Origin of the sequence: Polaromonas sp. LjRoot131 (genome assembly GCF_964252805.1) — a bacterium.
GTDB lineage: Bacteria > Pseudomonadota > Gammaproteobacteria > Burkholderiales > Burkholderiaceae_C > Polaromonas.
Genome location: NZ_CAXUPF020000001.1, coordinates 1,036,374 through 1,053,171, shown reverse-complemented (window position 1 = coordinate 1,053,171; position 16,798 = coordinate 1,036,374). Strand labels below are relative to the sequence as shown.

Genomic DNA, 16,798 nt, shown 5'->3' with positions numbered 1-16,798 from the left:
ACAGCTTTATGCACGGGCCGCAGCCCTCACCCCTGCCCTCTCCCAAAGGGAGAGGGAGCAAGACTCGAAGAGGATTTGCTGGGAACCTTAAGCCCCCTAAGCAGCGCGAATCTCGAACTGGGCATCGCCCATATAACGGTTCGGCCCCAAAGCCGCCGTGACAGCCGCCAGTTCCGCCGCCTGCCACTGGCTGAAAACCTCCAGCTCCTCGGGAGAAAGCACGTCTTCGCCGGGCGCCTCGCCATAGGTCGAGACCAGCCGCATATAGGCGGTGTACACCGGCAGCACCAGGCTTTCATGGCCCAGCGCGGCCTCCAGCGCCGTCCTGAAGCGCTGCTCGGCCGCCTGCAGCTCTCCCTCGGACGCGTCTTCATAGGCGTAAAGCCTGAGCCGGTAACTCACAGGATTTCCTTCATGGCTTGGCAGGCGCCGGCATGTTCTGCGTCAATTCGATACGGCGGCGCAGGCGATCGGCTTCAGTGGTGTTGCCGCCCTGCTCCACCCGGCGCAACTCCACGCCCAGCCAGGCCAGCAGCGGGCGCCGCCAGCCCTGGGCCGAGGCGGTGTCGATCGCCTGGCTGATCACGGCCGGGTCGGCCTTGCCGGTTTGCAGCAGCACGCCGGCCGCCACCAGCTTCGACAGCGGGTCGGTGATACCAGCCAGCGCACCCGCATTGCCGGCCGCGGCGCTGCGTTGCGATTCAGGCAGCAAGGCAATCCCCTGCGGCTGCACCCGGCCCTTGAGGTAATCGGCATAGGCCCGCTGGGCTTCGGTGGCATCGGGGCGCAGTTTCTCAAAGCCACTGCAGGGCTCGTCCAGCACCAGGCTGGCGACGCGTGTCGCGCAATGCAGCAGCTCGGCCGTGGCCAGCAGGTCGGCGCGGCCCGAGCGTGTGAGCTGGCCGCGCGCGCGCTCCAGTTCTGCCATCTCGACGCGGCTGTTGCCTTCCATGTAGGCGGCGACGGAACGGTCCATGGAGCCTTTGGCTTCCAGTTGCCAGTCCGGCGCGCGCGGGCCGCTTGAACAGGCGGCCAGCAGCCCGGCGGTGGCCAGCAATGCGGCAAGTTTTGTGGCGTTGGTGCTCATGGCAGTTTCATCTCCGCCTCGCTGGCATCCTTGGCGAAAGGCCATTTGCGGCTGATCTCGTTGATCAGGCCCTCCACCTTGCGCAGGCTGGCCTCCACGTCGGCACGCAGCGCGCCCAGGTCGGCCGTGGCGTCCTTGGCATTGCGGGTCACGGCCTGGGCGTCCTGCAGCAGCGCATCGACCTTCTTGAGGCTGGTGCGCGCCTCGCCCAGCATGGTGTTGAGCTGCACCACCGTGGCTCGGGTTTCCGGCATCAGGCCCTTGTCGCCGAAGACCTGGGTATCGGTCTTGGCGGCCAGGCCGTCCAGCTTGGTGAGCAGGGCATTCGTGCGGTCCAGCGTGGCGGCGAATTTCTTCGCTTCGGCCTCGCTGCCCAGCAGCACCGTGAGCGCGCCGCCCGGGCCGTTGAGCCGGTCGGTCAGGGTTTTGACGTTGGCCAGGCTGGCACCCACCGCGCCGCCCTCGCCGGTCAGGGTGTTGAGGTTTTCGATCAGCTCCTTGGCCGCGGCGACCACCTTGGGCACCTCGGCGGCGGCATCGCCCAGCAGCACCGTGCGCTCCGCACCTTCGGGCAGCAGCGGGTCGTTCAGCAGCCCGGTGTAGGCGCGCAAGCCTGTGCCGCCGACCAGCCCGCGCACCAGCGTGAACACGCTGCTGGTGCGCAGCCAGTGCGCGTCCTTGGCGGCCACGTCGACCAGGATGCGGGCCTTGCCGTCGGGCGCGAGTTCGACGCGGTTGACCCGGCCGATCGGGAAACCCGAGAAAGTCAGGTCCATTCCGACCACCACGCCGTCCGAATCGTCGGCGATCAGCACCAGGCGCTGGGTCGACTCAAACGCGCCGCGCGCATACATCACATACAGCGCCGAGCCGCACACCAGCAGCAGCATGAAGAGCAGCAGCAGCCTGGCCTTGAACTCCAGGCCGACGATTTCCGCCTGCGAAGACTCGCGCGCCGGCTGCAGCGGGTCCGGCCTGCCGGGCGGCAACGGATTGGGGTTGTCTTGAGGTGAGCTCATGGGTGTTTTTGTGAGGGGGTCAATAATAGTTGCCGACCAGCGACGCCACTTCAATCAGCAGGATCACCGCGAACATGCGCACCAGCCCGCGCATCTCGGCGCTGGTGCGCACGCTGGCCTCGGACATGCCGTAGAGCGCCGAGGCCATGGGAATCAGCGACACGGCCAGGCAGAAAAACAGGGTCTTGAGCACAAAGATCAGCGTGACCGCCGGGCTGAACACCTGGCCGAACAGCCGGGTGTAAGACGCCAGGCCCGAAATCGTGAAACCGTAGGTCGCAATGTAGGCCACCACCAGTGCCACCACACAGCTGAGCGCGGCCAGCGTGATGCCCGAGAACATGCCCGCCACCACGCGCGGCAGCACCTCGCGCCGCACCGGCTCTATGCCCTTGCGCCGCATTTCGTCGAGCTCGCCGCTGGCCTGCATGGCCGTCAATTCCGCGCCGTCAGGGATCGTGCAGCGCAGCGCCACAAACAGCGCCGCCGTCAGCGGAATCAGCTCCAGCACCAGCACACGAATCACCACCTGCAGGGCATATTGCGACAGCCCGTAGCTGAGCGCCGTCACCAGCACGATGCGCGTCAGCACCACCGTCACCAGGGCGCACAGCACCGTGAACCACAAAAGAATCGGCGCGGTGTTGATATAGATGTGGCGCGCCAGGATCGCGCGGCTTTGCGGGCTGTAGCTTGAGGGCGACAGCGTCAGCACCAGGATCAGCGCTCCCAGGTGCACCAGCCGCCACCACTCGACCACCCACTGCTGCGCGGCACGGCCGGTTTGCGTGAGTCGATCCTGTCCGTGTGCCTTGAATGCCATCCGGGCATGATACCCAGCCTGCCATGCGCATGCATTCATGCCAGGCTCGCATACCGGGTCTCCTCTATTCGGATGAGAGCCGAAATCCGCCTTGCCTGGCGCGTGAATCCAACGCTGCAAGCGGTGCGGGTCACATAGAATCCAGGGGCTGTCACATCTCCTCACAAACCTCCGGTTCAAGCTCCCCCATGTCCTTGCCTTTGCCCATCAGCATTCCCCTGTCCAGGTGGCCTCTGCGCCTCCACGCGGCAGCGGCGTGCCTGGCAGTGGTGGCGGTGGCAGGCCTGGCCGCCTTGGGGGTGTACGCCAACGCCGGCAGGGCGGGCCAGCAGCAGACCGAATTGCGGGCACTGGAAACCCGGCTGCAAATCCTGGTGCAGGACGAGAAAAAGCGCTCCGCGGGCAACTTCCTGCAAACCCTGCCGCTCGCCTCCAGCGCCGACGAGGTGGTGCGCGACATGGGGCGGCATGCCCAGGAACTGAAAATCCAGGTTGCCTCCCTGTCCATCACGGTAGCCGATCCCGCGCCCGGGCTCATCCGTAGAGTCCAGTTCAACCTGACCGCCAGCGGCGACTACGCGGCCATGAAAAACTGGCTGGCCGAGATGCTGGGCCGCTATCCCTCCCTGGCCGTCCAGACCCTTTCCCTGCGCGGGCTGCCCAATGACACCCTGCGCCAGGAAATCCAGCTGGCACTGGTTCTTTTTGTCAGGGACTGAGATGGCAAGCCGGCGCTGGATTTACCCGTCGGTGGGGGCGGTCGCGCTCGCCGCCTGGGCCTTTGCGCCCGCGCCGGCATCGCCGCCCGTGGAAGCGCCGCGCACCGCGCGCGCCGCGGCCTCGTCCAGGCTTTCATTGCCCCTGCCGGCCACGCTCGAGCGCCCTGCCCTGGACGCCGCCAGCCGCGACCCCTTTGCCCTCGTGGCGCCCCCCGCGCCGGCCGTCATCGCGCCCAAGCCGGTCCAGGCCGCGCCGCCCCCACCCTCCCCGCCCCCCCTGAACCTGCAATACGCGGGCAGGATGACCGCCCCGGACGGGAGCCAGGTGGTTTTTGTGGCGGTGGGTGACACCACGGTGTCCCTGTCGGTGGGCCAGACCCTCCCCAACGGCTACCGGGTGAACGCCATCCACGACCGAACCGTGGAGCTGAGCTACCCGCCCATGAATTTCAATACCCGCTTTGACCTTCCCGCCCCCCCTACCTACGAGATCCGATGAAACTCCGCACACTGCAATTGGCGACCTGGGGCAGCCTCGCTTCCGTTTTGATGCTGGCGGGATGCGCGCAATTCGTCCGCGATGACGTCAACGCCAAGATGCGCCAGGGCGACTATGAAGGCGCCCTCCAGGGACTCCAGGAAGGCCTGGCCAAATACCCCGACAACACGGCGCTGCGGGCCACCCTGATCTCCGCGCAGAACGAGGCGATCTCACGGCTGATCGCCCAGGCCCTGCAGCAGCGCGCGGCGGGCCGCTTCGACGACGCCGACAACACCCTGCTGCGCGCCCAGGCCCTGGATCCGAAGAACGACAGGATTCTGGCCCTGCAAAACGACATCATCGCGCAGCGCCGTGCCGAAAAAAGCCTGGACGAAGCCCTGACCCTGATGAACGCCAAAAAAAGGGAGCAGGCCCTGCGCGTGGTCGAAAACGGCCTGCGCGATTCGCCGCGGCAGCCCGAGCTGCTGGCCCTGCAGCGCCGGCTGGAAGCCGAGCTGCGCTTTGAAACCGAGCCCGCCGGCCGGCGCGGCCTGGCCGAAAGCCGTCCCATCACCCTGGATTTCCGCAACGCCCCCCTGTCCACGGTGCTCGAGGCCATCACGCGCGGCAGCGGCATCAATTTTGTCCTGGACCGCGACGTCAAGCAGGACAACCGCGTCACCTTGTACCTTCGCTCGGCCAAGGTCGAGGACGCCATCGACCTCGTCGTCGGCGCACACCAGCTGGCGCGGCGCACCATAGACCCGCAGACCGTGCTGATCTACCCCAACACGCCTGAAAAGCAGCGTGAGCACCAGGAGCAGGTGATCCGCGTCTTCCACCTGGGAAACGCCGAGGCCAAATCCACCGCGGCCCTGCTGCGCAACATGCTGCGCATCAAGGACCCGTTCGTGGACGAGCGCGCCAACCTGATCGCGCTGCGCGAAAGCCCTGAGATCATTGCCCTCGCCGAGCGCCTGGTCGCGCTGCACGACATCGGCGACGCCGAGGTCATGATGGAAGTGGAGATCCTGGAGATCAAGACCGCGCGCCTGACCGAACTGGGCATCAACTTTCCAAACAGCTTGACGCTCACCCCGCTGCCACTGCCCGGCGCCACGGGCCTGACGGTCAGCAGCGTGAGAAGCCTCAATTCGGAACGCATCGGCGTGGGCATAGGCAACGCGGTGATCAACCTGCGGCGCGAGGTCGGGGACTTCAACGTCCTGGCCAATCCGCGCATCCGGGCCAAAAACCGCGAAAAAGCCAAGATCCTGATCGGCGACAAGGTGCCGGTCGTCACCACCAGCTCCACGGCCACATTCCTGTCCGAAAGCATCAGCTACCTGGACGTGGGCATCAAGCTCGAGGTCGAACCCGTGGTCTCGCCCGACGACGAGGTCTCCATCAAGCTGGCGCTGGAAGTCAGCAGCATTGCCAAGGAAGTCCGCACGGCGGCCGGCTCGCTGGCCTACCAGATCGGCACCCGCAACGCGAACACCGTCCTCAGGCTGCGCGACGGCGAAACCCAACTGCTGGGCGGGCTGATCAGCAACGAAGACCGCTCCAGCGCCAACCGCGTCCCCGGCCTGGGTGACATGCCCGTGCTCGGGCGCCTCTTCTCCAGCCAGAAGGACGACTACCAGCGCACCGAGCTGATCCTCGCCATCACACCGCGCATCCTGCGCAGCGCGCCCCACCCCGACATCTCCCAGGCGGAGATGTGGGTGGGCAGCGAAATGGCGACCCGGCTGCGGGCCTCGCCGGCGCGCGTGCCCCTGGCCAAAGCCGCCGAGGTGGAAGCCGTCGCCACCACGGCTCGCAGCCAGCCTGCCGCCACCGCCGCCAATGCCGCTGTCGCCGCTGCCACGCCCGCGGGCACGGACGCGGCCGCCGCCGCGAAAGCCGTCGCCGCGGCCGGCCCCATCCTCGCGTCCTGGAAAGCGCCGGCCGAGGTCAAGGCCGGCACGGAGTTCGTGGTCACGCTGAACCTGTCTTCCGCCGCCGCCCTGCGCGGTGCGCCCCTCGAGATTTCTTTCCCGGCGCAATCGCTGGAGGTGCTGGACGTCTCCGAAGGCAGCTTCTTCAAGCAATCGGGCGCCACCACCAGCTTCACCCAGGCGGTCAACACCACAACCGGCCGCATAGGCGCCGGCATCCTGAGCAACGACAGCAACGGCGCGACCGGCCAGGGCAGCCTGCTGCAGCTGCGCCTGAAGGCCAAGGCGGCGGGGCCCATCGACCTGGGCATCACCAGCCTCAAGCCCATCCCCCTCGGCGGCGCGGCGGCCGTCGGTGAACTGCCTTCGCTGCGCCTTGACGTGAAATGACACCGCGCGCGCTCCACGCCACCCCGCGCCTGGCGCGCGGCTTCACCATCATCGAGCTGCTGGTGGTGATGGCGGTGCTGGGCGTGCTCGCGGCGGCCGTCATGCCGCTGGGCGAGACCCTGGTGACGGCGCAGAAGGAGCGCGAATTGCGGGCCGCCCTGCGCGAAATCCGCGGCGCCATCGACGACTACAAACGTGCCGCCGACCGCGGCGCGGTGGCCGGCACCGCCGCGGGCAACGGCTACCCCGCCAGCCTCAAGGCGCTGGTGGAAGGCACGCCCGACACCCGCCCCCAGGGCAAGGGCCAGATGCAGTACTTCCTGCGGCAGGTGCCGCGCGACCCTTTCGCCGATGCGCGCCTGCCGGCCGAGCAGACCTGGAGCCTGCGCAGCTACGCGTCGCCGCCCGCCAAGCCCTCACCCGGCGCCGACGTCTATGACGTCCACTCCTCATCGGCCGCCACAGGCCTGGACGGCTCACCGTATGCAAGCTGGTGACGCCCCCACGCCCCGCAAGCCCGGCGCCATGAAGGCCCTGCGCCGGCGCGCCGGCTTCACCCTGATCGAGCTGCTGGTGGTCATGGCCGTGCTGGCCATCCTGGCCAGCATGGTGGCGCCGCGCTACCTGTCCCGGGTCGACGACGCCCGCGAAACCGTGCTGCGGCAAAACCTGGTGGGCCTGCGCACCGCCATCGACCAGTTCTACCGCGACAAGGCACGCTACCCCGAAACTTTGGATGAACTGGTCACGCAGCGCTACATACGCGCCGTGCCCCTGGACCCGATCACCAAGCGCTTGGACAGCTGGGTGCTGATCCCGCCCAAGGAATCCTCCAAAGGCGTTTTTGACGTGAAAAGCGGCGCCACCCAGCGCGCCAGGGACGGCAGCGACTATGCGAGCTGGTAGTTCCCACAGCCGGCCGGTGGCGGCAAAACGCCAGCGGGGTTTCACCATGGCCGCCGTGCTGGCCGCCATGGTGGTCCTGGCGCTGGCCACACAAAGCGTGATGACCTATGTCTCGCAGCAGGACCTGCGCGAACGCGAGGCCGACCTGCTGCGCATCGGGCAAGCCTATGCGCAGGCCATAGGCGCCTACTACGAGACATCGCCCGGCAACCTGAAGCGCTGGCCCCGGACGCTGGAAGACCTCGCGGAAGACAAACGTTTTGTCGGCATCCGGCGGCACATCCGCGAGGTCTATCCCGATCCCATGACCCGCTCGGCCAACTGGGGCCTGGTGATGTCGGAAGACGGCGGCATCGCCGGCGTCCACAGCCTGTCGACGGCGCAGCCCATCCGCAGTGCGGCCCTGGAACTCGACACCCTGTCGCTGCCCGCCGCCAGCCGCTACGCCGACTGGGAATTTGTCTACCGTCCGCCGCTGGCGCAGACCGCGCCCACGGCGCCGCGCCGCTAAAGGCCACGAGCATGCAGTACCACGTTCGAAGCCTGCGCCTGGGAGACTCCGCCGTCAGCGAGCAACTGCTCGAGGCCGCCAGCGAACCAACGCTCAGGGCCTCACTGCAGGCCCAGGGCCAGACCGTGCTCAGCGTGCGTGCGGCCTCAAAACCCTGGTCCTTCCGGTTTTCACTGGCCGGCAACCCCTTCCCCATGTTTTGCCGCGAGATCCGGACCCTGATCCACGCCGGCATGACCGTGGTCGAGGCCGTGGACACGCTGTCGGCCCGCCAGCGCCTGGAAGGCCGCAACGACGGCATCGCGGCGGCCCTGCTGGTGCGCCTGGAGCAAGGCCAGTCGCTGTCGACCTCCCTGGCCGAGTTGCCCGGCACGCCCGCCGTCCTGATCGCGGCCGTGCGCGCCGGCGAGCGCACCAGCAACCTGGTCGAGGCGCTGGACGACTACCTGCGCTTCAACAAGCTGGTCGAAGAGCTGCGCACCAAGGTCATCAGCGCGTCCATCTACCCCGCCCTGGTGACCACGCTGGGCCTGGGCATCTCCCTGTTCCTGCTGCTGGTCGTCATGCCCAATTTCGCCGGCATGTATGAAAACCTTCGCGGCGCCTCCACCGGCACGACCGCGCTGACCATAGAGATCAGCCAGTTCATCGGCAAAAACCGCGCGCTGGTCCTGGGCGGCCTGCTCGGGGCGGCGATCCTGCTGGGCTACGCCATCGTGAGCGGCCACGGCAAACGGCTGGTGGTGCAGGCCGCGCGCTCGATTCCCTGGATACAGCGGCGCATCGAGGATTTCCAGCTCGCCATGATGTACCAGGCGCTGGCCCTGCTGCTCAAGGGCGGCTACCCCATGACCGACGCCATGGCCGTCGCCAGCCAGTCGGCCCTGTCGCCCGAGCTCAAAAGCGGCCTGGCCCAGGCGCTGGGCCAGATAGAGCGCGGCGGCCTGGTGTCCCAGGCCCTGGCGCAGGCCAGCCTGTGCGACGAGGTCGGGCGGCGCCTGATGGCCGCCGCCGAGCGCAACGGCGACTTCCACCTCGCGGCCGACGTGGTCTCGCGCATCCACGGCGAGCGCTTCGAGCTGTTCGTCGAACGCACGACACGCATCGTCGAACCCCTGTTGTTGCTGGCGGTTGCCCTGATGGTGGGTACCATCGTGGTCATGATGTACCTGCCCGTGTTTGATATGGCCACCAGCCTGCGCTAAAAGGCCCCGCACCCATGAACACTCCCCTTCCCGCCAGGCTGCTTGCCCAGGGCGAATTCGACCAGGCGCTGGCCGCGCTGCGCCAGTCCCCCGCGCTGGACGGCAGCCTGTGGCAAGGCCTGCTGGCCGCCCTGGCCGCCAGCGAAACCGACTTGAGCGCCACGCTGCTCGAGGGGCACGGCATCGCCGTCATCAGCGACGGCCAGTGGCCCGGCGTCAAGCCTGAAGGCGCCGCCGCGGGCGGCACGGCCGAGGTGTGCATCCGGGTCACGCTGGACGGCAAAACCCTGCTGCTCTGTGAAGACCCCTGGTCCGCCGAGGCCACGCTGGCGCTGGCCCGAAGCACCCAGGCGCACCGGCAGCTGGCCCTGGCCCGCCCCGGGCAAATCGCTTTCCTCAAAAAGTCCCGGACATCGGCGACGCCCGCCGCGCTGGCAGGCAACACCAAGCCGGCCAGCCTGAACGACGCCTCCCCCGTCGTCCAGTTTGTCGACCAGGCCATCGCCAAGGCTTACGAAGAAGGCGCCAGCGACATCCACTTTGAAAAAGACCGCAAGGGCGTGGGCATCAAGTACCGGCTCGACGGCGTGATGGCACCCGGCGAAAGGCTGGACGACCCGCAGCGCGCCGAGGAAGTGATCTCGCGCATCAAGGTGCTGGCCCAGCTCGACATCACCGAGCGCCGCCGCCCGCAGGACGGGCGCATCCACTGGCAGCAAAAAAACGGCGACAGCATAGACCTGCGGGTGTCCATCATGCCCAGCATCTTTGGCGAAGACGCCGTGCTGCGCCTGCTCGACAAGGCCCAGCTGCGCCACACCGAGGAAAGCATGTCGCTGGACGTGCTCGGCTTTGACGGCGCGGTCGCCGCCACCATACGCGCCCTGGCCACCCGGCCCCACGGCATGCTGCTGATCACCGGGCCCACCGGCAGCGGCAAGACCACCACCGTCTATGCCGCGCTATCCGAAGCCAACGACGGCCTGGAAAAAATCGTCACCATCGAAGACCCGGTCGAATACGAACTGCCCGGCGTGCTGCAGATCCCGGTCAATGAACAAAAAGGCCTGACCTTCGCCACCGGCCTGCGCTCCATCCTGCGCCACGACCCCGACAAGATCCTCGTCGGCGAAATCCGCGACGCCGAAACGGCAGAGATCGCCATCCAGTCCTCGCTGACCGGCCACCTGGTCTTCACCACGGTGCACGCCAACAGCCTGTTCGACGTGCTCGGGCGCTTCCAGCATTTCGGCATAGACCCCTTCGCACTGGCCTCCGCCCTGAACGGCGTGGTCGTGCAACGCCTGCTGCGCAAGCTGTGCCCGCATTGCGTGCAATGGAAAGACACCAGCGCCGCCGAGCGCGACAAGCTCAGCGCGCTGGGCCTGCCCGTGCCACGCCAGCTGCCCAAGGCCCAGGGCTGCGCCCACTGCCGGCAGACCGGCTACCGCGGGCGTTTTGTCGTCGCCGAAGTCCATGAGCTGACAGACGCCGTGCGCGACCTGATTGTGAGAAAAACCTCCATGACCGAACTCAAGGAAACCGTGTACCGCGATGCCAGCACCCGGCTGCTGGCGCAAGCCGTGGCCAGGGTCGAACAAGGCACGACAACACTCGAGGAGGTCGCCCGTGTGGTCGGTCTGGTCTGAAACGGTAGACGTCTACCTCGGGCAAGGCGTAGCCCTGCTCAAGGCCGGCGCCCGGGAAACCATCATCTCGCGCAGCCCGGCCACCCTGCCGCTGGAGCGCGTGCTGGCCAGGCTGGCCGAGAGTGCATCTTCCAGCGGGCAATCCCTCGTCAAAAAAGGCAGCCGCCTGCGCATCAGCCTCAGCGGTGCCTGGTGCCCCGCCCTCACCGTGGCGATTCCCGAAGGCGTCACCCGCTGGGAAGAAAGGCGGCAGATCGCCCTGGCTTCCGCCGCCAGGGACATGGGCACCGACCTGGACCAGATCGCCTGCGAGATCGATGCCATAGCACCCGGCGCCGCGGCAGCCATCGCCCTGCCCATGCGGCAGGAGCTGGAGCGCTGGGCAGAACTGCTGGGCTGCAAACTGGTGTCGGTCTCCCCGCTGTGGGCGACCGCCACACAATCAAAGCTGAGCCGGCAGCGCAGCACCCAAAGCCTGCTCGTGATCGAGCCCGACGCCGCCACGCTGGTCGCCGGTGACGGCAAAGGCGGCTTCAAGACCACGACCCTGCCCGGTGAGCAACAGGATGCCGCCTCCCTGCAGGCCTACAGCCGGCAATGGCTGCAGGAGCACGGACACGAAGAAAGCGGCCTGGCCAGGCTCGGTTTTGGCCTCAAGCCCGAAACCCCCATGGCCACCGGCCCCAGGCGCTGGGCCGGCCACTGGTACAGCGCATGAAAACGATTGAAATTGATTTTGTCGCGGACAAGCGCTGGCGCTGGGTGTGGGCCGTGGCCGCGTTCTGCGCTGTGTGCCTGGCAGGCGCCGTAGCCCTGCACTGGCAAAAGACGAATCGGGCAACACGCGACACCGAAAGCCGCGCCGCCGCCATCCAGCAGCAGATCACCCAGCTCAATGCACGGCGTGTTGTCACGGCAGACCCCCGGCAAGCCAGCGCCGAGCAAGCTGTTCAGCTGCTACAACAAGACTTGAACAAGGTATTCGCCTCGGCGGAAAACCTCAAGGAAATCGGCGTCCGCCTGCGCGGCTTCAACCTCGACGGAGCGGCCGGCGTGCTGCGGCTGGAGTTTGAACTGGATGCCATGCAGAAGGCTTCAGTCGTGACCGAAGCGCTCAATGGCGGTTATGAAAACCGGCCTTGGCAGCTGGAGAGTGTGACGGGGGCTGGGGGTGGCGGGAACCAGATCGGGTTTGCTTCTGCGCAGGTGGTTCGGGGCTTGTGGTTTGTGCAGATTGGCAAACTGTGATCCTTCACAGTCCGACCTGCTCTGTAGTCATCCTAGAAAAAGCCGAACGACAAGCTGGTCCTGAGTTGCAAAACATCTGCAATAACAGCCGTCGATAAATATCCACCTTGCGACTCTTCGGATTCTCGAACCGGTAATTCGAAATGGATTTCGGAAAACTCCGGTTGCACTTGATCTCTGACGCGGCAAAGATGATCCACGCCCCCAAGACGTCCAAGAAGTTCGGGAATCATCTCGCACAGCTCATAGTCGTCTGAGAACTCGACTTCAAACCCAACATGAGACCTTACCAACTGGGTTTTAACACCTGGTTTTACGGGTTCCCCACGATTCCCCAGTCGCTGTGTCTCCACCCCAACGAGGTTCGCTACTTCCTGCGCAGTACGATCAAATCCTCTGAATACGAGCGCAACAGACTTTTTTCGTTTGGGCATGGGAATCGATAGACGTGTTGAATGTCATCAGTGATTCAGCATATGCAAACGCCTAATCCAAGATTGCAAGACACACAGGCAGTAACGCGCAATGGCGTGAAAAAAAAAAAGAGATCAGATAAGAGTGAGCCCAGATACGCAAAGCCTGACCTCAGATTTTCGTTAAAAACTCACCCTCTGACAAACTCGTCTCAAAGAAAAACCGGACTGTCTCATCATCTAATGCACAAATTCCACTCTGTCCAAATTCTTGATCTTGGGAAATTGGATTATCAAAGCCTCTACTACTGCTAAAAAAAATTTGTATGCATGAAGGTGTTATTTCGACAAACCGAGAATCCCAACGAAGATCCCCAATACGCTGAACCTCCCAGGCTTCTAGCCAATATCTAACACCAATAATTTCTCCATCGCTAGCACGCAACCAATCATAGAAGCCGCTCAAAGTCTCTTTTGATTTTATTTTTTTTGTTTCAAGAAACTCAGGCCCCCGCCGATCAATGCTTGATTCAAATTTCAAATTAGGTGCGTTGCCTGCTTTGATAGTGATGCATACGATCATATGTATAAATTTTCTACTTCTTGAAAAATTCGGTGATCCTATCAATCCTAATCCCTTGCACCTGTTGCCCCAACTGATTGCCAATTTCCCGGTAGTACTCGAATTTTCTAGTAGCGATTTCTCTGTACACCATTAATTGCTCTCTCGGCATAACTCTCATTAGTGCTCCAGTTGGATCTTTAAATGCTTTGGACATCGCTGCGCCATTTTTAAAAGACGATTGCAAAGCACTCAACGCTTCGGATCCCATTCCCGAGACTCTGGTTGCAACCATGGTGTCAGGCAGCAACGAAAGAGGCAACCACTCAGCAGCCAAAAAGACGGAAACGCTTGCGCCATATAACGAGCCCGCTACCGCCATTGCCTGTTGAGCACCTGGATAGGTATGGTCAGTAGGCATTCCCATTATGTCTACGCTAGCCATGCAGCCTTCGGGAGTGTGCGCGCAATGATTAAAGAGATATCCAAAGGCCCCGGTAACTGCTCCATTCTCAAACTTACCCCCGCCAATGACGGCGCCCACACCCCCAGCGATTGCAGATCCAATCAACCCATATGCTGTTCCGGCCAACCCAGCCGCTCCTGCAAGCGCGCCTGCGCCACAGTTTCCGCCTTGAGCAGCGCTACTTACACATCCGACTAACGCATGCGCTCCAAAATGCTCGATGCCATATTTACCATAGAGTTCCCCCACGTCACCAGCCCAGCTCATCGCACTTGCTGTCGCCAAGCTAATTGCGCCGGCTTTATAGGCCGCAGACATGGACCCTGTACTCTGATAAGCATAGTACGAGGACCAGATTGCACCGCCACAGCCACCGCAGAAAGCCGTAAAGGCGCTTGCCGCAATCTGCCCGACGCTGTAGAGCAACGGGGTGTTCATGATGATTTTGTCGACCTGCTTCTGCCCCGGTTGCGCCGCTACAAGATTGAACAAGTTCTTCGCAGACGGGTTGACTGAGAATGAGACAAATGACTTGAATAATCCGCCCCAGCTGAAATAGCCGCTGGGATCAGTCAACGCCAGAGGATTGTTAAGCACATAGGCGTAACGGTTATAACTTTGCAGGTTGTCTACGCTTTGAATGAAGGGATCCGCGCTCATGAATCTGCCAACCAGCGGGTCATAGATCCGCCCATTCATGTGAATCACCCCCATCTCATCGAGGTGCTCATGCATGGTGTAGCCACGGTCGGTGTTAAACCCGACGATGGAATCCAAGACGTCCGGCGTGCCGTTCACAAAGCGCCGCTTGCCCCAGGCATCAAAGGCCATGCGCTCCACCACGGTGCCCGTCTCGTCGCTGATCGCCACGATGCTGCTCAGATGGTCGTTGTGGAAGTAGCTGGTTGTGGTGGCCGGCGTTGCACCCAAGGTACCCGTGCGGCTCACAAACAGCGCAAACACCACGCCGCCCGCACTCACATAGTGCTTGTTCTCGGTGATCCCCGTGCCCTTGATCTCCTTCTCGTAGGAGAGGCCCAGGCTGTCCTCGCCATTGAGGTACCAAGTCGTGCCCGGATTCGGCCCGCCAACCACCGTCTGCTTGATGCGCTGGTGCTCGGGGCCGTAGACAAAGGCCAGGTTGCGGTCCACCGGGCCTGCCGTGCTACCCGACATATTGCCGAAGGTGATCGTCGCCGGCATGTTAAAGCTGGTATAGGTTTCACCCCGATACGTATGGCGGCTGTTGACCGCATCCAGGCTCACCGTGTATTCCAGGTTGCCGTTGCCTAGTGCCGTGCCGTTGACCGTCTGGGCACCGGGCTTGTAGTCGTCAAACGCATAGGTCAGCTGGCGCGTGCCGGTAAAAGCGATCTGCGCGCCCGGGGCCGTCTCCAGCGTGATGTTGGTCATGCGGTTGGGCCGCGCACCGTCATACCAGTAGCGGCCGACATCGCTCTTGTAGGTGATGTTGCCGCGCGCGTCATACATGACCTCGGTGGTCGTCGGCGGGCTCACGGCCCCGCCCAGCAGGGTGTTCAGGGTCAGGCGGTTCAGGCTGTCGTAGCTAAAGCTTTCCTGGGTACCGACGCCGGGCGAGTTGTCGGCGCGTGTGGTCAGGTTGCCCAATGAATCGTAGGTATAACTCTGGTTGAGCACATTGCCCGTGGCCTGTCCGTCCTTGGTGGCGGTCTGGCCGGTCAGTTTGCCGGTGGCCTCGTTATAGGCCTTGACGGTGGTGACCTGGTTACCCTGTTTGTACTGCGTGATGTGGCCCTCGGCGTCCATGGCCAGCACTTCGTAGCTGACGGTCTGGGTAAAGCCGCCAGTGCCCCCGCCGTTGACCTGCTTCAAATAGCCGCTGGCACTGTAAACATAGTTCGCCTGGTAGCCGGTGGGCCAGGTCTTGCTGGTCATGCGGCCGGTGACGGCGTCGTAGGCGACGCTGACCACGGCAGGCGTTGAGGGATTATCCAAGACGGTGGACGTCACGATCGGACGGCCGAGCGCGTCATAGGTATGCACGCGCTTGTAGCCGTTGTCGGCTTTGGCTTCGCAGAGTTTTCCCACGCCCTTGCCGCAAGGGCTGCCGTCAAATTTGGTGTCGTAGCTCCACTGGCTGACCAGGTCGGGTTCGGTACGCTGGGTCATGCGGCCCAAGCTGTCGTAGGCCATGGTGATGGCCTGGCCCAGGCTGTCGCGCTGCCAGACAAGCTCGCCAAAGACGTTGTAACGGTACTCCCAAGCGCCCATGGCTGGGTCGGCCATGCTGGTTTTTTGACCTCGCTGGTTGTACGCAATGGTCGTGATGGAGCCTGCCGCATTGGTCTGGATCATCTGGTCGAGAGCGTCGTAGGTGTACACCACAGTGTGACCTTGGGTGTCCTGGACTTGAGCCACCTGGCCTTGCGCGTTCCTGGTGGTGGTCTTGGTCTGGCCTTTGCTGTTCGTGACGACCGAAACCAGGCCACTGTAGCTCTTGGTGGTGACGGCAATGCCGGCGGGGGCATCTGGGTCAGGCATCTCTTCGCGAATGACGCGGCCCAATACGTCATAGGTAAAGCTGGCCCAATACGGGGCACCGCCCATCAATTTATAGAGGTTGGACTTGCGAGCCACGCGGCCCAGCGTGTCGTACTCGGTGTCCTGCACCAGGGTGGGGGCAACACCCGCACCGTCAAAGCCTGCGGTCTGGCTGCGCACGACGCGGTTCAAGGTGTCGTAATAGCTACGTTTTTCGGGGGCGTTCACTGCCGCATTGGCCGCGTAGCTTTGTTCGATGGCAACCCAGACGACGGTGGCGCCGCCTATGGGGCCGGGGCAGCTGATGCCGGCGTCGGTGCAGAGTTTGTAAGCCCAACTGATGTAGGTGCCGTCGGCACGGGTCTCTTTGCTCTTTCTGCCAAAACCGTCGTACTCCCACTGGGTGGCCAGACTGTTGGGACCGGTCATGCTGGAGGGGACACCGAAGCGGGCGTCATAGATCTTGATTTCGCTTTGGCCCAGCACGTTACTGGTGCTGAGCGGGAAGCGGCCGTCGCTGCCAAAGTTGCTGGTGGCGGTTCGGGGCGTTGTGGCACTGGCAATCGTATAACCCGTGGCGCCCGCGCAAGCCGAGATGGTAACGCCGGTCTTGTTGCCGAAAGTGTCGTAGCTATAGCTGGTCTGCACGCAGTCGTTTGGGCTGTCGGGTTCGACCACCTCTTTGGTCAACAAGCCGCTGGCATCGTATTCGAAGCTGCTGGCGCGGATCTTGGTGTCGGCCCAGGCCGCCTGCCCCCAGCCGAGGACAGCCAGTAATGCGATGGCTGCAAAGCGTTTGTGGATGTGGTGTTTCATATTCCCTGCCCTCTTGATTGCTTGTGCTTCTTGCTGCTTG

The 16,798-nt window shown here is 64.0% G+C and carries 17 protein-coding genes; 10 read left to right on the top strand and 7 right to left on the bottom strand.

Annotated features, from left to right (window positions below; translation table 11 throughout):
* Positions 1–96: 96 nt before the first annotated feature.
* The 4 genes from ACSQ27_RS04760 to ACSQ27_RS04745 are packed head-to-tail and all read right to left on the bottom strand — an operon-like array spanning position 97 to position 2,929.
* Positions 97–402, bottom strand: a complete 306-nt coding sequence (locus ACSQ27_RS04760; RefSeq protein WP_436154315.1) for a hypothetical protein — start codon at positions 400–402, stop codon at positions 97–99.
* Between the two features lie 10 nt (positions 403–412).
* A complete protein-coding gene (locus tag ACSQ27_RS04755; protein WP_436154314.1) occupies positions 413–1,087 on the bottom strand; it encodes a hypothetical protein in 675 nt (224 codons plus the stop codon).
* Complete coding sequence (locus tag ACSQ27_RS04750) at positions 1,084–2,106, bottom strand: MlaD family protein (protein WP_436154313.1); 1,023 nt, start codon at positions 2,104–2,106, stop codon at positions 1,084–1,086. Before ACSQ27_RS04750 ends, ACSQ27_RS04755 begins: the two co-directional genes overlap by 4 nt.
* Positions 2,107–2,125: 19 nt before the next feature.
* The gene (locus tag ACSQ27_RS04745) at positions 2,126–2,929 is read right to left on the bottom strand and encodes an MlaE family ABC transporter permease (protein ID WP_436154312.1); all 804 of its coding nucleotides are present in this window, start codon (positions 2,927–2,929) and stop codon (positions 2,126–2,128) included.
* A 188-nt stretch (positions 2,930–3,117) separates the two neighbouring features.
* On the opposite strand from ACSQ27_RS04745, the gene ACSQ27_RS04740 reads away from it, so the two are divergent.
* The 10 genes from ACSQ27_RS04740 to ACSQ27_RS04695 are packed head-to-tail and all read left to right on the top strand — an operon-like array spanning position 3,118 to position 11,978.
* A complete protein-coding gene (locus ACSQ27_RS04740; protein ID WP_436154311.1) occupies positions 3,118–3,648 on the top strand; it encodes a hypothetical protein in 531 nt (176 codons plus the stop codon).
* Between the two features lies 1 nt (position 3,649).
* Positions 3,650–4,147, top strand: a complete 498-nt coding sequence (locus ACSQ27_RS04735) for a hypothetical protein (protein WP_436154310.1) — start codon at positions 3,650–3,652, stop codon at positions 4,145–4,147.
* Positions 4,144–6,459, top strand: a complete 2,316-nt coding sequence (locus tag ACSQ27_RS04730) for a cohesin domain-containing protein (protein ID WP_436154309.1) — start codon at positions 4,144–4,146, stop codon at positions 6,457–6,459. Before ACSQ27_RS04735 ends, ACSQ27_RS04730 begins: the two co-directional genes overlap by 4 nt.
* On the top strand, positions 6,456–6,956 hold the full coding sequence (locus ACSQ27_RS04725) for a type II secretion system protein (RefSeq protein WP_436154308.1): 501 nt from the start codon (positions 6,456–6,458) through the stop codon (positions 6,954–6,956). Before ACSQ27_RS04730 ends, ACSQ27_RS04725 begins: the two co-directional genes overlap by 4 nt.
* A complete protein-coding gene (locus ACSQ27_RS04720; RefSeq protein WP_436154307.1) occupies positions 6,943–7,365 on the top strand; it encodes a type II secretion system protein in 423 nt (140 codons plus the stop codon). Before ACSQ27_RS04725 ends, ACSQ27_RS04720 begins: the two co-directional genes overlap by 14 nt.
* A gap of 46 nt (positions 7,366–7,411) precedes the next feature.
* Complete coding sequence (locus tag ACSQ27_RS04715; RefSeq protein WP_436154306.1) at positions 7,412–7,876, top strand: type II secretion system protein; 465 nt, start codon at positions 7,412–7,414, stop codon at positions 7,874–7,876.
* Positions 7,877–7,887: 11 nt separating this feature from the next.
* Positions 7,888–9,081 carry a type II secretion system F family protein gene (locus ACSQ27_RS04710; RefSeq protein WP_436154305.1) on the top strand — a complete coding sequence of 398 codons (1,194 nt, stop codon included), beginning with the start codon at positions 7,888–7,890 and terminating at the stop codon, positions 9,079–9,081.
* A 14-nt stretch (positions 9,082–9,095) separates the two neighbouring features.
* Positions 9,096–10,730: a GspE/PulE family protein gene (locus ACSQ27_RS04705; protein WP_436154304.1), complete on the top strand. Its 1,635-nt coding sequence runs from the start codon at positions 9,096–9,098 to the stop codon at positions 10,728–10,730.
* Entirely contained in the window at positions 10,711–11,448 is a 738-nt protein-coding gene (locus ACSQ27_RS04700) for a hypothetical protein (RefSeq protein ID WP_436154303.1), read from the top strand. The genes ACSQ27_RS04705 and ACSQ27_RS04700 overlap by 20 nt, the downstream gene beginning before the upstream one ends.
* Entirely contained in the window at positions 11,445–11,978 is a 534-nt protein-coding gene (locus ACSQ27_RS04695; RefSeq protein WP_436154302.1) for a hypothetical protein, read from the top strand. Before ACSQ27_RS04700 ends, ACSQ27_RS04695 begins: the two co-directional genes overlap by 4 nt.
* 32 nt (positions 11,979–12,010) lie before the next feature.
* Here ACSQ27_RS04695 and ACSQ27_RS04690 read toward each other — a convergent pair whose 3' ends face one another.
* The 3 genes from ACSQ27_RS04690 to ACSQ27_RS04680 all read right to left on the bottom strand — a co-directional run bounded on the left by ACSQ27_RS04690 (position 12,011) and on the right by ACSQ27_RS04680 (position 16,758).
* A complete protein-coding gene (locus ACSQ27_RS04690) occupies positions 12,011–12,412 on the bottom strand; it encodes a hypothetical protein (protein ID WP_436154301.1) in 402 nt (133 codons plus the stop codon).
* A gap of 151 nt (positions 12,413–12,563) precedes the next feature.
* Complete coding sequence (locus tag ACSQ27_RS04685; RefSeq protein WP_436154300.1) at positions 12,564–12,974, bottom strand: hypothetical protein; 411 nt, start codon at positions 12,972–12,974, stop codon at positions 12,564–12,566.
* Positions 12,975–12,987: 13 nt separating this feature from the next.
* Positions 12,988–16,758: an RHS repeat domain-containing protein gene (locus ACSQ27_RS04680; protein ID WP_436154299.1), complete on the bottom strand. Its 3,771-nt coding sequence runs from the start codon at positions 16,756–16,758 to the stop codon at positions 12,988–12,990.
* Positions 16,759–16,798 lie beyond the last annotated feature (40 nt).

What these genes read in the sequence shown, in the direction of transcription:
- ACSQ27_RS04755 (WP_436154314.1), bottom strand. Translation starts at nt 1,087, where the DNA reads ATGAGCACCAACGCCACAAAACTTGCCGCATTGCTGGCCACCGCCGGG.
- ACSQ27_RS04750 (WP_436154313.1), bottom strand. Translation starts at nt 2,106, where the DNA reads ATGAGCTCACCTCAAGACAACCCCAATCCGTTGCCGCCCGGCAGGCCG.
- ACSQ27_RS04745 (WP_436154312.1), bottom strand. Translation starts at nt 2,929, where the DNA reads ATGGCATTCAAGGCACACGGACAGGATCGACTCACGCAAACCGGCCGT.
- ACSQ27_RS04740 (WP_436154311.1), top strand. Translation starts at nt 3,118, where the DNA reads ATGTCCTTGCCTTTGCCCATCAGCATTCCCCTGTCCAGGTGGCCTCTG.
- ACSQ27_RS04735 (WP_436154310.1), top strand. Translation starts at nt 3,650, where the DNA reads ATGGCAAGCCGGCGCTGGATTTACCCGTCGGTGGGGGCGGTCGCGCTC.
- ACSQ27_RS04730 (WP_436154309.1), top strand. Translation starts at nt 4,144, where the DNA reads ATGAAACTCCGCACACTGCAATTGGCGACCTGGGGCAGCCTCGCTTCC.
- ACSQ27_RS04725 (WP_436154308.1), top strand. Translation starts at nt 6,456, where the DNA reads ATGACACCGCGCGCGCTCCACGCCACCCCGCGCCTGGCGCGCGGCTTC.
- ACSQ27_RS04720 (WP_436154307.1), top strand. Translation starts at nt 6,943, where the DNA reads ATGCAAGCTGGTGACGCCCCCACGCCCCGCAAGCCCGGCGCCATGAAG.
- ACSQ27_RS04715 (WP_436154306.1), top strand. Translation starts at nt 7,412, where the DNA reads ATGGCCGCCGTGCTGGCCGCCATGGTGGTCCTGGCGCTGGCCACACAA.
- ACSQ27_RS04710 (WP_436154305.1), top strand. Translation starts at nt 7,888, where the DNA reads ATGCAGTACCACGTTCGAAGCCTGCGCCTGGGAGACTCCGCCGTCAGC.
- ACSQ27_RS04705 (WP_436154304.1), top strand. Translation starts at nt 9,096, where the DNA reads ATGAACACTCCCCTTCCCGCCAGGCTGCTTGCCCAGGGCGAATTCGAC.
- ACSQ27_RS04695 (WP_436154302.1), top strand. Translation starts at nt 11,445, where the DNA reads ATGAAAACGATTGAAATTGATTTTGTCGCGGACAAGCGCTGGCGCTGG.
- ACSQ27_RS04690 (WP_436154301.1), bottom strand. Translation starts at nt 12,412, where the DNA reads ATGCCCAAACGAAAAAAGTCTGTTGCGCTCGTATTCAGAGGATTTGAT.
- ACSQ27_RS04685 (WP_436154300.1), bottom strand. Translation starts at nt 12,974, where the DNA reads ATGATCGTATGCATCACTATCAAAGCAGGCAACGCACCTAATTTGAAA.
- ACSQ27_RS04680 (WP_436154299.1), bottom strand. Translation starts at nt 16,758, where the DNA reads ATGAAACACCACATCCACAAACGCTTTGCAGCCATCGCATTACTGGCT.